The 15,803-nt window shown below is 48.3% G+C and carries 13 protein-coding genes; 1 reads left to right on the top strand and 12 read right to left on the bottom strand.

Going from position 1 to position 15,803, the window contains the following annotated elements:
- Nucleotides 1–134 precede the first annotated feature (134 nt).
- From BM101_RS14535 to BM101_RS03745, 7 genes are all read right to left on the bottom strand, one after another.
- A complete protein-coding gene (locus BM101_RS14535; protein WP_087033551.1) occupies nucleotides 135–644 on the bottom strand; it encodes a J domain-containing protein in 510 nt (169 codons plus the stop codon).
- Between the two features lie 345 nt (nucleotides 645–989).
- On the bottom strand, nucleotides 990–2,471 hold the full coding sequence (locus tag BM101_RS03770; RefSeq protein WP_087033550.1) for a glycoside hydrolase family 32 protein: 1,482 nt from the start codon (nucleotides 2,469–2,471) through the stop codon (nucleotides 990–992).
- Between the two features lie 167 nt (nucleotides 2,472–2,638).
- Nucleotides 2,639–4,123 (bottom strand): sucrose-specific PTS transporter subunit IIBC, encoded by a 1,485-nt coding sequence (locus tag BM101_RS03765; protein WP_087033549.1) that lies wholly within the window; start codon nucleotides 4,121–4,123, stop codon nucleotides 2,639–2,641.
- A 644-nt stretch (nucleotides 4,124–4,767) separates the two neighbouring features.
- The gene (locus tag BM101_RS03760; RefSeq protein WP_245825779.1) at nucleotides 4,768–5,826 is read right to left on the bottom strand and encodes an LCP family glycopolymer transferase; all 1,059 of its coding nucleotides are present in this window, start codon (nucleotides 5,824–5,826) and stop codon (nucleotides 4,768–4,770) included.
- Between the two features lie 268 nt (nucleotides 5,827–6,094).
- The gene (locus BM101_RS03755; RefSeq protein ID WP_087033548.1) at nucleotides 6,095–7,468 is read right to left on the bottom strand and encodes a leucine-rich repeat domain-containing protein; all 1,374 of its coding nucleotides are present in this window, start codon (nucleotides 7,466–7,468) and stop codon (nucleotides 6,095–6,097) included.
- 150 nt (nucleotides 7,469–7,618) lie between these two features.
- Nucleotides 7,619–8,386 (bottom strand): SGNH/GDSL hydrolase family protein, encoded by a 768-nt coding sequence (locus tag BM101_RS03750; protein ID WP_087033547.1) that lies wholly within the window; start codon nucleotides 8,384–8,386, stop codon nucleotides 7,619–7,621.
- A 404-nt stretch (nucleotides 8,387–8,790) separates the two neighbouring features.
- Entirely contained in the window at nucleotides 8,791–9,702 is a 912-nt protein-coding gene (locus BM101_RS03745; RefSeq protein ID WP_087033546.1) for an AEC family transporter, read from the bottom strand.
- A gap of 229 nt (nucleotides 9,703–9,931) precedes the next feature.
- On the opposite strand from BM101_RS03745, the gene BM101_RS03740 reads away from it, so the two are divergent.
- Nucleotides 9,932–10,885: a zinc-binding dehydrogenase gene (locus BM101_RS03740; protein WP_087033545.1), complete on the top strand. Its 954-nt coding sequence runs from the start codon at nucleotides 9,932–9,934 to the stop codon at nucleotides 10,883–10,885.
- A gap of 235 nt (nucleotides 10,886–11,120) precedes the next feature.
- Here the strand turns inward: BM101_RS03740 and BM101_RS03735 are convergent, their stop codons facing one another.
- From BM101_RS03735 to BM101_RS03715, 5 genes are all read right to left on the bottom strand, one after another.
- The gene (locus BM101_RS03735; protein WP_087033544.1) at nucleotides 11,121–11,915 is read right to left on the bottom strand and encodes a carbonic anhydrase; all 795 of its coding nucleotides are present in this window, start codon (nucleotides 11,913–11,915) and stop codon (nucleotides 11,121–11,123) included.
- Between the two features lie 207 nt (nucleotides 11,916–12,122).
- Entirely contained in the window at nucleotides 12,123–13,466 is a 1,344-nt protein-coding gene (gene bioA / locus BM101_RS03730) for an adenosylmethionine--8-amino-7-oxononanoate transaminase (protein WP_087033543.1), read from the bottom strand.
- A gap of 10 nt (nucleotides 13,467–13,476) precedes the next feature.
- The gene (gene bioD, locus BM101_RS03725) at nucleotides 13,477–14,160 is read right to left on the bottom strand and encodes a dethiobiotin synthase (protein ID WP_087033542.1); all 684 of its coding nucleotides are present in this window, start codon (nucleotides 14,158–14,160) and stop codon (nucleotides 13,477–13,479) included.
- Entirely contained in the window at nucleotides 14,153–15,124 is a 972-nt protein-coding gene (gene bioB, locus BM101_RS03720) for a biotin synthase BioB (protein WP_087033541.1), read from the bottom strand. The genes bioD and bioB overlap by 8 nt, the downstream gene beginning before the upstream one ends.
- A 20-nt stretch (nucleotides 15,125–15,144) precedes the next feature.
- Nucleotides 15,145–15,738, bottom strand: coding sequence for a biotin transporter BioY (locus tag BM101_RS03715; protein ID WP_218149871.1), 594 nt, complete (start codon nucleotides 15,736–15,738; stop codon nucleotides 15,145–15,147).
- Between the last annotated feature and the right edge of the window lie 65 nt (nucleotides 15,739–15,803).

The raw sequence follows: 15,803 nt of genomic DNA, 5'->3' as shown, positions 1-15,803 counted from the left end.
GGGCCCGGTCGGATGATTTTCGTTCATTATATCATTTTCGCATTATCAAAAATAACCCGCGAACGGAACACTTTTTTGAGTGTCCCATTTTCGGGTAAGGTTTCACTTTTTTAAAATAGCTTCTTTGCGTAAATCTAATGTTCAGGATAATGTTCCCGTAAATACTCATAACTTTCTTGGACTTTGATAAATATTTTTTCATTCCCATTAGGCGAGTCGGGATGGTATCTTTTACTTAAGGTCCGATACTGTTTTTTAATTTCATCATGAGAGTGGATAGCATTCGTTGAAAGTCCTAATGTGCTCAAATGTGTAGAGTATTGACTGTTATAGCCGTATTCAGAACGTTGCTTGTATTGATTCTGATTTGTGTTATTTGTGTAGCTTTGATTTTGTGTTGTCCTTTTATCACCTTGTGCGTTTTGGGCACTTTCTCTTTTTACATACTCTTGATATGCAGATGATCCGTTTACGATATGTATGTACCGGAACCAGATCCACGCAATTGGAATAAGGTTAAATGGAAAAGACAATGTAAAAATCAAAAAAATCAGAAATAGTACAAACAGGCAGCCTGAATCATGAAAAGAATAGATAACTTTCCATGCTAGATAAAGCAAGAATATGTAAAAAAGAGCATTCACCTAATCCCCTCCAATGATCAAAATTGACTACACTGAATTCTTTCGTTTCAAATTTAATTATATTTACTTGATTCTTTATTCTTTGCTTCGCATTCCTATCAGAATTTATCCGATATGGTCTTGGGTTCATCAGCACTTTTTGCAAAAGATAGAACAGATAAGGTTTATTATCCCATTTTTTTATAATATTTAAAAGAGTTCCAAAAAATATAATTATTTTTATCAACATCCATAATTTCGAAAAAATGATACAGGATGTAAGAATACTTCATATAGCATAATGCTGTCCCATTATGGCGTTACCGCAAAAAAAGCTGAGAAACCATTAGGCTCTCAGCTTTTTTGTCATCCCAATTCCCAGATTTCCAGGTTGAATGTAGTTTTCTCTGGTGATTCGAGTGAAATGTTCTTCTCGCCCTCGTTCGGGAAGATACGGGAGGTGAAGGTGCCTTCGCCGTCGTTCACGAAGATTTCGATGGAGCTTGTGTCCACAAAAATGTGCAGGCTTACCTGATCCATTTCTTCCAATCGCAGCGAACGGGCCGTGCCGTATTCTTCGCCGAACGGGATGCCGCAGGCGCTGCGGTCGATGGTTATTTTTTTGGTTGTTGGATCGATTGTGATGCTGAAGCGGTTCTCCTGGTCATCGTCTTCGCAGAGATTGACCGTCACCGGTGCCTGTTCCGACAAGTCCAACGTCAGCTTCATTTCATAGCTGTTGCGGCCTTCCCTTTCGAAGGCTATTTTGCCTTTCAGGGTCCCCTCTTCGGCAATAGATTTGCTGGTGCGCAGCTCTTCCAATTCGCGGACCGGCCGTTGGATCAGCCTGCCGTTGCGGATGCCCAATTCCCTCGGCAAAGTCAGGCAATGCGCCCAGCCTTCGCGGTCGGTCGGGTACGCCATTTCCGGCAGCCCCATCCATGCGGTCAGGATGCGCCTTCCGTCCGGGCTCTCAGCCGTCTGGGTTGCGTAGAAATCGAAGCCGGCATCCAGCTCGTGGAAGCCATCATTTTCCAAATCCAAGCTGTCCAGTTGGAAGTCCTTGCCGATGACATAGCCGGTCTGGAAGATGTTCTGGTAATGGTCGCCCTCTGGTTCAAGGCCCTGCGGCGAGAACAGCAATACCATCTGGCCATCGATTTCGAACAGGTCGGGGCATTCCCACATATAGCCGAAGTCCGGCAATTGAATGTCCAGTTCCCCTTTCAGCTTCCAGGACAAAGCGTCCGCAGATTCGTAGACGACTGCGGTTCCTGTTTCATCTGTCCGCTGGGCTCCCAAAATGGCGTAATACGTATCCTCCACTTTCCACACTTTCGGATCGCGGAAATGATCGGTGTAGCCTTCCGGGATGCCTTGGATGGCCGGCGGAAGGAATTTCTCGAAGCTGCCGTCCGCCTGCATGCGCGCAACGATCTGGTTGGGCGTGCGTTCCCACTCTTTTGAGCGGACATTGCCGGTGTACATGATGTGCAGCTGACCGTCCTTGACGAAGCCGCTGCCCGAATAGGCGCCGTGGCTATCGTAGGCGGTATCGGGCAAAAGCCCGATCCCTTCATCCTGCCAATGGACCAGATCCGTAGAAGTCACATGGTACCAATGCTTCAAGCCGTGTACCGGCCCCATAGGAAACCATTGGTAGAACAGATGCCATTTGCCGTCGAAGTGGATGAACCCGTTCGGATCATTCAATAACCCTGTATGGGGTTGGATATGATAGTGCTGCCGAAACGCAGACGCATCCACCTTTTCCGCCAATGCCACAAAGTATTCTTCCGGATGATCCGTTATTTTTTTATAGCGCTCCGCGCGAGTCCATTCTTTCATTTGTGATATTCCTTTCTGAACGTAATGGTTTCATAAGGAAAACCGCAGCGTGATTCCCCTTATGATGGGCTTCGCTGCGGAAATTTCCTTACAATTGCCAATCACGCTCTTCAAATTTTCTTTTATGCATGAAACGGCGGCCGGTTGTGTCGGTAAGCCATTCTTCCTTATTCTGCCTTGTTGAATAAGCGAAAAGCTTTTGGTGTTCCGGCAGCCTTCCCTCCTTTTTCAACCGCTTTTGACCATTCTTTTGTGCTGAATGCATACGTCAGACTGAAGGTAATCACCGTTGCGATAAGCATGCCGATGACGTAATGGAAAAGCTTGCCTTGCGTGATCGCGATGATTCCTGGGATACCAGCTGCACCTAATGCGACTGCCTTCACTTTGAATAAAGTGATGTAGGCGCTACTGATGGCGGATCCGATGATTGCCGCATAGAATGGATAGCGATATTTCAGGTTGATCCCGAACATGGCCGGTTCCGTGATGCCTAGATAGGCCGAAATGGCAGATGCGGAAGCTAAACCTTTCGTTTTTTCATCTTTCAAGATAAAGAACATGGCCAATGCCGCTGCTCCTTGTGATACGTTCGACATAGCTGCAATCGGGAAAATGAACGTTCCGCCGGTTTTTGCGATGTCTGCCAACAACTGCGTTTCCACTGCGATGAAGCTGTGGTGCATACCAGTGATGACGAGTGGTGCATAGAACAGACCGATGATGAAGCCGCCTACCGGGCCGGTTGTGTCATAGAGCCAAACCAAGCCGCTCGTCATAGCATCCCCTGCCGTACGCGTAAGTGGGCCGATCAAAACGAAGGTCAAGAAGCCGGTGATGAAAAGCGAAACCAATGGTGTGATCAGGTTGTCCAATGAAGAATGGATCCGTTTGTGCAGGAACGATTCGATTTTCGCAAGGATGAAGGCTGAAAACAGGATTGGCAATACCGTTCCTTGATAGCCGACTTTTGCGATTTCAAATCCGAAGATATTCCAGTAAGGTACCGTACCGTCGGCGATGGCTGCCGGATAACTGTAAGCGTTCAATAGATCCGGATGGACCATCAACATACCCAGTACCGCTCCCAGATAAGGATTGCCGCCGAATTTTTGCGTGGCGCTGAATCCAATCAGGATAGGCAGGAAGACGTATGCGGCATTAGAGAAGGTGTTGATCATGGCAGCTAGGCCTGAGATGGCGGGATAAGCTTCAATCAGCGATTTTCCGGTCACAAACAGATCCGGTGCGGTGAAGACGTTGTTCAATCCCATCATTAACCCGCAAGCTACGATGGCTGGGATGATCGGTACGAAGATATCGGAAAGCGTCTTGACTGCCTGTTGCAGAGGATTCAGTTTTTTGCTGCCTGCCGTCTTCACCTGTTCTTTGGACATGGCATCGATGCCGGCCGCTTTGATGAATTCTTTATAAACTTCATTGACTGTTCCGGCACCCAGAATGATCTGGTATTGTCCGCCTGTCGAGAAGGTTCCTTTGACTTCGTCACGCGTTTCCAATTTCGCACGATCCACTTTGTCCTCGTCATTCAATACGAGACGCAAACGGGTGGCGCAGTGGGTGGCTGCCTGTACGTTTTCTTTTCCCCCGATATCTTTCAGTAACTCATCCGCTATTTTCTTGTAATCCATTGCCTATTCCTTCTTTCCTGATAAAATAGTTGCATTTTTCGGAACCGGTTCCTTTTTCAATTAAAAGAATAAGAGCTTGCTTCCGTTCATCCGGAACCGGTTCCTCTATATCCAAATAGTAACCCCTTTCACGAATAAAGTCAAGCGTTTTCAAAAAATATTTTCGAGATTATTTTTTTGGCGATTAAGCATACCTGACGACAACAAAAATACCAATCCACGGATGATTTGATGGACAATCAGCCTGTCCACCCGACCACGCCAGGCCAATCAGGTGAACTTCAGAAAAAAAATGTAACAGCTCCTTTTCCCGTATGCTGATTCGGGTAGAGCCGGCGGGTTATTCGGTGCAGATAGGTGTCGGGAAAACCTTCCGAAAAGTCGGCGGCGGTTTTTTGGACTGTTACATCCCAACAATAACCTTTCGCGGCATCTGTGGCGGGTCAGTGTTGGGTAGTACCCTGTATTTCAACCCGCCGAACCTCTTTCGGCGGGTTCCCCACAGTCCTCCCTACCAGACAAAAAGCAAAGAGCATATCAATATGATATGCCCCGGTTCCTTTATTATTTTCTATTCGATTAATTCCCACTGATCCAAGATCGGTACGCCGGAAATCCTTTCCTTAGATATTTCGTCACTCATCCTATTCCAACTCGAGCTGTGCCTGCATTATGGATTGGACGCGCGCCAATTCGGCATCATCCACAAAGTTATAGTAGATGCTGTCCATCATGCCGCCCGCTCCGCCAAGCTGTTCTTGCTGGACGTTATTTGCAGCTGCCAGATATTCGTTGCTTCGCAGCATTAAGTAATCAGACATCTGGAAGTTTGTCTGCACATTGGTGGAAAGCGATGCCAGGATATCCTGATAGTTCAGCAAGGTTTCGGGTGTAGCCATCTTTTTAAGGACCGCTTCAATGACCAGGCGCTGTCTGCCTTGGCGCCCGGTATCCCCTGCCGGATCTTCGTAGCGCATCCTGGAAAATGCCAATGCAGCCTCCCCAGCCAAATGGTTCGCACCTACCACGAAGTCATAGCCGTTTTGGCTGAAGGCTAGCGGGCTGTTCACATCGATTCCGCCGACCGCATCCACAACCTCTTTGATGCCTGCCATATTCACTGTCACATAAAAATCGATGGGGATATCCAGCAGCTTTTGGACAGAATTGATGGACATGGCTGTCCCTCCGAAGGCATAGGCGTGATTGATTTTGTCCCAGGTCCCATGACCGATGATCTCCGCATAGGTATCACGCGGAATGCTCAATAAGGTGGTCTTTTCGGTAGTCGGGTTGATTGTTGCCACAATCATGGAGTCGGAACGCCCCTGTTCGGTTCTGCCGAGGTCCCCGGTATCGACACCCAACAACAGAATCGATATGGCTTGTCCGCGTTCCACAAGTTCAGACGGACTGGAGGCCGCTGCTGTATTTGACGTCGCCGCACCCTCATCCGACATCACAACCGCTTCGGAAGTCGCTGTACTGTCTTCCGTTGCCGCAGTAGAATCTGAAGTTGCCGCCGTCCCGGAAAAATCCCGATAATCCTCCGTCTCGACGGGGGCATACATAGCTTCCGCCGTATTGTTCACATTGTGATAGACTGAATACGCATAAACAGAAAAACTGACCAATATCACGAGCAATAAGCCAAAGAAAATCTTCAAACCTCTTCTATTCTTTTTGTTAGGCTGATTTTCCAATCTGTTCTCCTTCTTTCCTATCCAAAGGCAATCTGGCAGCTAGATGTATACGCTTTCCTATATTTTAATAAACAATTCCGCTAAAGTCACTTCAGAACACTCTGAGCAGAAAATGCACCGCCAACTGTTAGTTTTCTTTCTAACAGTTGGCGGTGCACATTAGGTAGCACTACAGTCAAAATGGAAACACTTCCTCCAGCTACTTATTCCATTCGTAAGGATAATTGCTACGAATCGGCAATCCATCCCAGTTATCTGCTCATCCACTTTACTGCCAGTCGATATCGCAATTCGGCAACGTTTCTCCCAAAAGCTCCTGATCGTTGGCGCTGATTTCATCGCCGCTTATGTAGAGTTTGCTCAGCTTGTTCAATCCCATCAAAGGGCTGACATCGCTGACCGGGTTTCTCAACACATCTAGATACCACAGGTTTGCCAGGCTTTCCAAGGCATGGAGGTCCTCGATTTGGTTGGCGGACAGGTTCAGATGCCGCACATTCGTCAACCCGGATAAGCTGCCTATGTCGCTGATTTGATTATCGGAAAGATCTAGATTTATCAATCCCGTCAAGCCGCCCAAGGCTGTGATGTCGCTTAAGCCGTTGTTGTTCAATGAGAGATGCATCAATTTCGTCAACCCGGACAAGCCGTCCAACTCCTTGACTTTGGTGTTGTTCATCCCAAGCCGCGTCAAATTGGTCAACGCCGCCAGGACCGCTATATCCGCTATTGCGGTATCGTTCATGTCCAATGTATTCAGGTTCGTCAATGCAGACAACGGACTGATGTCGCTCACCTTTGTGCCTCTCATATACAGCGCATTCAAATCGACCAATGCCGCCAATGGTCCGATGTCAGCAACTTGGGTGTTGTCCATTTCCAAAAAGGTTAGGCTCGTCACATTCGTCAGGGCGTCGATCGTTTCCAACGGTGTGTTCCCCATGCCGAGATAGTTCAATTCCCGCAAGGATGCGAGGGCATCGATCGTTTTGACTTTGGTGTTGCGCACATTCAGCGTCTGAAGAGTGGCCATATTCGCCAACGGACTGATGTCGCTTACGGAGGTCATATTCAAGTAAAGTGTCTTTATTTTCGTCAGCCTTGACAAGGAAGCGATGTCGGCAATCGGATTATCGTTCAGATAAAGGATTTCCAGATTGGTCAAGCTAGCCAATGCGCTGATGTCCTCAACCTTTGTATGGCTCAAGTCCAGATATTGCAGATTCTCCAAGCCGGCCAAACCGCTTATGTCGCTTACTCCGGTGTTGTTCAGGTGAAGTGTCTTCAAATTTACTAAATATTCGATTCCACTGATGTCGGTGATTTCCTTATTCCCCAAATATAGGAAGTCGATCGCTTCCACATCACTTCTGTAGATGTCTCCGCTGGCTTTTTTGATGAGCCTCCGCACATACTGTTCCATGACTTTGTCGGGGAATGTCACCGGAACCGCCTGGGCATTCGCCTTGCTTTCGCTGGTTGGTGCCGAGGCACTCTTTCCCGAGTTTGCTTCCTTACTAACACTTTGAGCCGACGTGCTATCGTTGGCGCTTCCCTGCTGCGCAGAAGTCACGCTGTTGCAGCCAGATAAGATCATTATGGCAAGTAGGCAAGCACTCACTGTTTTCGTACGTTTTTTCATAAGCTATCCCTTCTCCTTGCAGAAAACGTTGAAGTTAAAGGTGCAAATTATAGATTACTTGGGAAAAGAATTTCCTAAGCAAAGTAGTGATAGTCTAAAATATAAGCCCCAAGTTCAGAGTAATTTGAACCCGGGGCAGTTTGTTTCAGTTTATAATCCAGTAGCAATAGCTGCCCAAAAATCATCTGCAATAACTGAACAAAAATCAGCTGAAATTGCTTTGTAGCCTTCGTGATTTGGGTGTATGTCACTAGCATTAGGAAGATCGGCTGGAGTAACTGTACCCCAGGTGTTAACATAAGTTACTCCGGTTGCAGCAGCTGCACTTAATATGGCGCCATTTAATCCCTGTATAAGACCTATAAGCTCAGGATTACTTGGGAATGCGTCATAATAACCCATAACATATATTTTTGCAGTAGGGTTTATACCTTTTATTGAGCTGATTATAGTACCGATTCTGTACCCAATGTTTGGGAGCTCTGCCATAACTACAGTCTGTGCAGTAGATAGTGTTGAAGCTGAAGGTGCTGCCAAATAAGCTTGAACTGCAGGAAGACCTAATATATCATTGGCCCCTACATCGAGCGTTACAATTTCGGCATTAGTAAGGAACTTCTGGATTTTAGGGTTATTAAGTTGATTTAGAATATCCCATGTTGTATAGCCAGATACGCCAAAGTTTTGATAACTACCTGGATTCCCTGAACTTGCCAGCATATTTTTTATGCTGTTTGGATAACTATATCCATGTTCGGTACCATATGGATTCTGACCAGCTGCCAGTGAATCGCCCAGAGCAACATAATCGATTGTCTTCATATTTGTATTTGCGGATGCCGTCCCAGTGGCCATGAAGGAAAGCAAAAATAAACTGAAGATTGTGATCGATATTTTCTGAATTTTCTGAATAAGCATGATAGATGTCCCCTTTTTTAGATTTTTTTGCGAATCAAAGCAGAGTATGATTATTACATTTAGCGTCGAATACAGTCACCTATTCTACTATCGTCTCGTTCCTTTCCTTTTCGGAATCCCTCTTCAGCAGTTGCCCTGTCAGCAGTCGCCAACTCCACAAAAATTAATTGTTCTTATAAGAACAATTATAGCACCCCAAAACAGAAAGCGTTATCAATACGGATGACAAGCAATCTGTTCTCGGCATTGATGTTTTTGCGTAACTTACCAAAAATAATGAAACCATCCAGTCAGGATTGCCCTAATGCCGTAGCCATCCGAAAAAAAATAAGCCGCGTAACACCAATCCTAGTGTTATGCGGCTTGCATTATTTTAGAAGCTTATTGTCTATCGTTCTCGTCGGTTATCCCATGATCGCCAAAACCAGCGGCATCGCAAAGATTCCAATCAGGATGGAAACGGAGTTCATAAAGGCGGATGTTTCGACGTCCCCACCCGCTTCCTCGGTGAAACCGGTCGCCATGGAAGCGATCGGAGCAAAGAACAGCATGCAGAGGATCGTCTTCACAACCAGCGACACCGGAAGGAAGAGGACGATCAGAATGGAAAAAAGCAATGAGAAGCCATAGCGGATGGCCAAATATTTGAAGGCCAGCTTGAATCGGTGGGCATCCAATCCCAGTTCCAGTCCTATCCCGATCATCAGCATCGCCAGAAAAGTGTTCGCGCCGCCGACCGTGGACGTGAAGGTGATGACCGCAGCCGGCAGCTGCAGATCAAAGAGACGCATCAATAACAGAAACAAATATGTGTCAAACAAAGGGGAAAGAAACATGAGCTTGAGGAAGCCCCGTACGGTCGTCTTTTCCTTTTCATCCGCAACCGAACGGGCCCAACCATAGCCGATTCCGGCCGCTCCGAAAGAATTGCCAACATCGAACAGGGAAGCAAAGATGATCGATTGCGGTCCCATCAACCCGGCAATGTATGGCATCGCAAAAGCACCTACATTGTAACTGCCGATGTTGACGATGCCGAACGCCTGCGCCTTGCCGCCCTTCCTGTGGTTTAGCAGATAACCGGTTACTTGTTGGATCAGATTGGCGACGATGCCAAGGGCGGTCAAGAACAAAAGATTATAGGTGATATCGAAGTTATTGAAACTCGTCACTAAGGCGCAAGGCAACGTGATCCGCAGAACGATTTTTGAAATTTTTGGAAAATCTTCCGCGCTAACCCAACCTTTCCGTTTGATGCCATAGCCGATTACGATGATCAAAATCAGCGAGGCGGCTTTTGCTGCTATCTCTCCCATTTTTTTCCTCCTGCTTACTGAACTTTTCGTTACAGTATAACAAAAAAATAACGCCTATAGCGCTTAAGCTCGTTTTTTGTAACCGCATTACGAAAATAGCAAGAATGGCCTATACAAACAAAAATACGCGGTCATTACATTTGTTTACCTTTGCTTTTTTTGACATATTCAAGCAATAAAATTACTGTAAACGTATCATATTTGTACAATTTAATAGGAGGTTTTGTATATGAGAGGTTGGTTATTTACAAAAACTGGAGTTGCACCCAAGCTTATCGAAAAGGATGATCCAAAAGTTGTACCTGGTGAAGTGGTCATCGATGTGAAAGCTGCGGGCTTGTGCCACTCCGACGTTGCCGCATTGGAAGATCCAGGCTGGATGGCGTTGATTCCCGCTGCTCCGGTGATCTTCGGGCATGAATGTGCCGGTGTCATCAGCGAAGTCGGCGAAGGCGTCACTGAATTCAAAGTCGGCGACCGCGTTGGCGTTTGTCCCATGCATCCCGTCACCGGTGAAGCGATCGGTTACTATCGCGATGGTGGCTATGCTACGAAATTGTTGGTTCCCGCTGTCCAGTGCGTTCATTTGCCGGATGAAGTGAGTTTTGTGCAGGGCGCAGCCGCGACGGATGCAGGGATGACATCCTATCATGCTATGTTCACGAAAGGCAAAGCGAAAGCTGGCATGAAAGTCGGCATCATCGGCATCGGTGGACTAGGACAATTCGCTGCTCAGATGGCCCTTATCGAAGGCTGCGAAGTGTATGCTGTCGATAAAAGCCCTGAAGCGCGCAAGCTGGCCCTTGAGATCGGCTGCAAAAAGGTTTATGAGACGGTCCCAGAATTGAAAGCGGATGCACCGGAATTGATCGTTGACTATGCCGGTTTCGGGGCAACTACTGCCGATGCGTTGGATGCCGTAGCTTTCAAAGGCACTGTCGTCATCGTTGGTATGGGTGTTCTGCAATCCACAGTCAGCACCTATCTCATGATCACAAAACAATTGACCTTGAAAGGCAGCAACGGCGGCACCCCGGAAGATATTGAAGGTGTCTACGATTACTTCAAAACCGGTAAATTGAAACCGCAATTAGCGATAATCAGCTTTGAGGAAGTCGCTGAGGGTCTGGAGCGATTGAAAAAAGGTGAAGTAAAAGGACGTCTTGTCGCAGTGTTGGACTGACTGACAGAGGAAAGAACAGAATAACCCGCCGAAATCGATTCGGCGGGTTAAAATAGAGCGTCATCCCCAAAATAACCTGCCATAGGGACCGCGGAAGGTTATTTTGGGGATGACGCAATCCAAAAAAACGTCGCGGCCTTTTCGGAAGGTTTTCCCGACATTATTTTCGCCAAATACCCCGCCTTGCTGGGGGAAAACAGCTTGGTCGGATAGGAATTATATCAAATAGTGTTCGCTACTCTTCATATTTCAAAACAGCACGTTCTCCCAATGGTTGGACTTCTCTGTTGTTGCCTTCATAATATTCGTTGAACGCAGCGATCTGCTCCGCGGATACTTCCACCGGGTTCGCCATCACATACCACTCGACATTCTCGGTAAGAGGAGGCGTCGTCAATGAGCCTAAATAATGGTAATAGCTTTTATTCGCCGGAAGCAACTCGGTGACGTTTAGGCTAATCCCGCTCGCAGCAGCTGTTCCTTCGTTTGCCTTCACATCATCCAAGATCGTTTCAAAGGCAGCATTCGCTGTCCCTTCTTTGAAGAAAACCGCGATGACCGCCAGGCGGCCGTCTTGTGCCTTGTGGACAAAATGAAGTTCGATCGGGAAGTGTTCCCCATCCAGCGTATGTTCGCTTGGGGAATGCAGATGGAATTGCGTCAGTTCAAAACTGCGTCCGGCAATCAACGCTTGCCCGCCATCCTTTATTTCGATACTGTGCCCATTATCGACCACATCGATGGCATCCTGTAGATAGTTCAACGTGATGGAGCCGTCCTCGCTCATCGTTTCGGCTTTGCTCGTTTCGATGTTGATCGGGGATTGCATTTTCCCTGACTCAAAGGTCCATTCTTCTTGATTTCCATAGTCGAGTTGCTCTTCGTTTCCTTTTTCAGCCGTTTGCTCCGTTGTTTCTTGCGCACTGCTGTCTGTTTCCGCCGTTTGTTTTTGGCCGCAGCCACCTAAACCCAAAAAGACGAATGCCCCTAAAACCGCCAAATATTTTTTCAACCTTTTTGCATCATTCATGTTCTCTCTTTTCCTCCTTTAAAATAACATCCTATCATTATACATTATTTCACAAATAAATCAGCGCAACATTTTCATTATTCAATAAGATGGCAACTGTTTTCTTTTTAGCATTGTGATAGAATGCGCGAACACGTAAAGGAAAATTGCAGTCAGCCGTAAGCCGTTGCTGTCCGATCCCGTTTGAATGTGAATACCCAAACAGCACTATTTGCCGAGGACTTCGGAAAGGGCGTTTGCACAAATGGCGATTGCTTTATCGATTTCCGTTTCGGTTATCGTCAGCGGAGGATTGAAATAGAGGACATTGCCGAGCGGCCTTAGAATCAATCCGTTCTCAAGCGCCTTTTTATAGATCTGATAGCCGATTCTGAGGCTACCATCAAAGCCTGTCTTTGCTTGTTTGTCGGTAACCAGTTCAATGGCATGGATGAGGCCGATATGACGGATTTCGCCTACATTCGGATGGTCCAGCAGCGCTTCGTTCAGCCGCTTGGTCGTATACTCGGCACGGATTGCCGCCTTCTCCAAAATGTGCTCTTCCCGGAGGACTTTCTGGACGGCGAGCGCAGCAGCGCACCCTAGCGGATTGCCGCTGTAGGTATGGCTGTGCATGAAGGCCTTCCCTTCGCTATACTCCGCATAAAACGCATCGTATATTTTATCGGTAGTGATGGTAATGGCCATGGGCAGATATCCGCCCGTAAGCCCTTTGGAGACGCACATGATGTCCGGGCTGACGCCGGCATGATCAAAGGCGAACATCTTGCCGGTCCGGCCGAATCCCGTCGCAATCTCATCGGCGATCAACAAGACGCCGTAGCGGTCGCAAAGCTCCCGCATTTTTTTCAAGTAAAGCGCCGGATAAATGCGCATGCCGGCACTGCCCTGCACAAGCGGTTCCACGATCATGGCGCAGGTTTCTTCCCCATGCGCAGCGAAGGCTTTTTCGGCATAGGCGAAGCATTCGCAGCTGCAGTTGCCCCGGTTCTTCCCAAAAGGACAACGATAACAGTCCGGGGATTCGATGTGGACCGTATCCATCAGCATGGGTTTATATATTTTTGCGTACAAATCCATGCTCCCGACGGACAGTGCGCCCAAAGTTTCGCCGTGATAGCCATCCGTCAGGCACATGAATTTCGTCTTCTCTTTGTGGCCGGTCTGATATTGGTACTGGAAGCTCATCTTCAGCGCACATTCCACAGCCGCAGAGCCGTTATCCGAAAAGTTGAACTTGGAAAGCCCCTTCGGAATCACTTCCATCAGCTGTTCGCACAACGCGATTGCCGGTTCGTGGGAAAAGTTTGCAAAGATTACGTGTTCCAACCGACCCAACTGGCTGATGATGGCTTCATTGATGGTGGGGTTACGGTGCCCCAGCAGGTTGCACCACCAGGAACTGACGATGTCGATGTATTCCTTCCCGTTTTTATCATACAGGTAGACGCCTTTGCCGTTATCAATGATGATCGGCTTCAGCTCCTCATAATCCTTCATCTGTGAGCAAGGATGCCAGATGTATTTCAAATCCTTTTCCACTAAATCCATTTCCATCCCCCTATTCGTACAATGCGGCCAGGGCGTCCGCATCCATGCTGATTTCCGTATCATTCTCCTTCACGAAGGCGATCACGGGAACGCCGGTGAGCGCTTCGACCATCTTCTTGTTATCCCACTCCATCACGTTGCCTGCGTGGAAATGGTTGAAGATGATCCCCTTCACCGCAATGTTGCGTTGCTTCATGTATGCTATCGTGAGCACAACCGCATTGATGGTCCCCAGCCCTGCATCGGCTACGAGGATTGTGCTCAGCTTCAATTCCTTGATGATATCCTCCAGAAGGATATGCGCCCCGCTGTCATAACGAATGGGGCACACGATCCCGCCGCTGCCTTCCATCGTCACATAGTCATATTCGGCTGTCGCTTTGGCATAGGCAGCCTTCACAACCCGCATCTCAACGGGATTCCCTTCCAATTGCGCCGCCAAGTGCGGCGATACGGCATTTTCATAGACATAGGAAACAAACTTTCCCGGATCCTCTTCCATGCCCGCTGACCGGGTCACGTAGCCGGCATCCCCGGCAAGGAACCCGGCTTCTGTCTTCTCCACCCCGCTGAGCGCAGCCTTGTAGTAGCCTGCGTTGTATCCCGCAGCACGCAACTTTTTGACGATGAGCGCGGTCACGAACGTCTTGCCGATATCCGTACCGGTCGCTGTGACAAAAAGACCCTTAGTCATCCCGCAACGTCACCTCAAATCCTAGTTCGCCCAACAACTTCATGTCCTGCTCGATCGTGATGCCGTCCGTCGTCAACATATCGCCGGAAATGGCCGCATTGGCACCGGATAAGAAGCACTGCCGTCCCTTATCGGCAAGGAGTCCCCTGCCGCCCGCCAATCGGATGAAGGCATCCGGCACCAGAAAGCGGATAACCGCGACAATGCGGAGCATCTCTTCATCCGTCACGATTTCGTTGTCTTCGTAGGGCGTACCCGCTATGGGGCTGAGCATATTGATGGGGATGGAGCGGATGCCCAGTCCGCGGAGATCCAGCACCATGTCGATCCGGTCTTCCATCGTCTCGCCTAACCCCATGATGCCGCCGCTGCAAACGGTCAGACCGGCCTGCTGTGCGGCCCGGATTGCGGCGATTTTATCGTCATAGGTATGGGTTGTGCAAATATTGGGGAAGTTGTTCCTTGAGGTCTCAAGGTTGTTGTGGACTCTTGTGATGCCCGCTGCTTTCAGCTTGGCGAATTGCGTCTCATCCAAAAGCCCGAAAGAGCCGCATAGCGCAATGTCGGATTCTTCTTGAACGGCACGCAGGCTATCGCATACCTTGTCGACCTCCCTGCGCGACAAGCGTTTTCCGGATGTAACGATGGAATAGCGCAGCACGCCGCGCTCCTCGTTGTATTTGGCCTGCTCCACGATGGCTTCCGTTCCGAGCAACGAATAGGCGTCTACTTTCGTGCGATAGAATTGGGACTGCGCACAGAACTTGCAGTTTTCCGAGCATTTGCCGCTTTTGCCGTTGATGATGGTGCAGATATCGAAAACATTTCCGCAAAAATGTTCCCGTATATCATTTGCCGCTGTGCAAAGTTCCTGGAGCGGCGCTTCGCTGATTTCCAAAGCCTCAGCCTTCGAGATGTATTCGCCTGCGTAGATCTTGTCTTTGATTTCTTCCAGTCTTGTCATTGTCCCTGTCTCCCCCTCCCTCAAAGACCTTTTCTGATGACCGGAATCAGCCGTTTGGCGAGCGATGCGCCCAAAAAGCAGAGCAGGATGTCGCCGGGTACGGATAAAAGGAAGCCGTATAAGAACAGCGGCCACATCGCGATCGGGGTGCCGATCACATAATTGCAAATGACGTAATAATAAACCAGCCCCATCGCATAAACGATGGCCAGTCCGACGAAGTTCGCCAGAAGCAGACGCCTGAACGTCGGATACGCATCCTTGTTCGCCATCACACCGGTCACGTAGCTCGCCACGCAAAAGCCGATCAGGTAACCGAAGCTCGGCTTCAGGATATAGCCGAAGCCGCCCCCTTCAGCGAATACAGGCAAGCCGGCAAGACCCATCATAAGATAAAGCGATACGCTCGTCGCCCCGAGTCTTCCCCCCAGCAAAAGACCGGCCAGCATGGTGAAGAGAAATTGGAACGTAAACGGCACAACCGGTACGGGCACCCGGATAAATGCGCCAACCGCAATGAGTGCGGCAAATAAAGCGCATAAAACCATTTCCCTGGTGGATAATTTTTTCTTGGACATCTCTTTTGCGTATAAATTGTGTTCTTGTTCGCTCATTTCTTTGTCTCCCATCATTCGGATATTGTTAAAATACAATAATGACATAGAAAAAAATAACTGTC

Source organism: Trichococcus palustris (assembly GCF_900114465.1).
In the GTDB taxonomy this organism is placed as follows: domain Bacteria; phylum Bacillota; class Bacilli; order Lactobacillales; family Aerococcaceae; genus Trichococcus; species Trichococcus palustris.
This window is presented reverse-complemented; position numbering and strand designations above follow the sequence as displayed.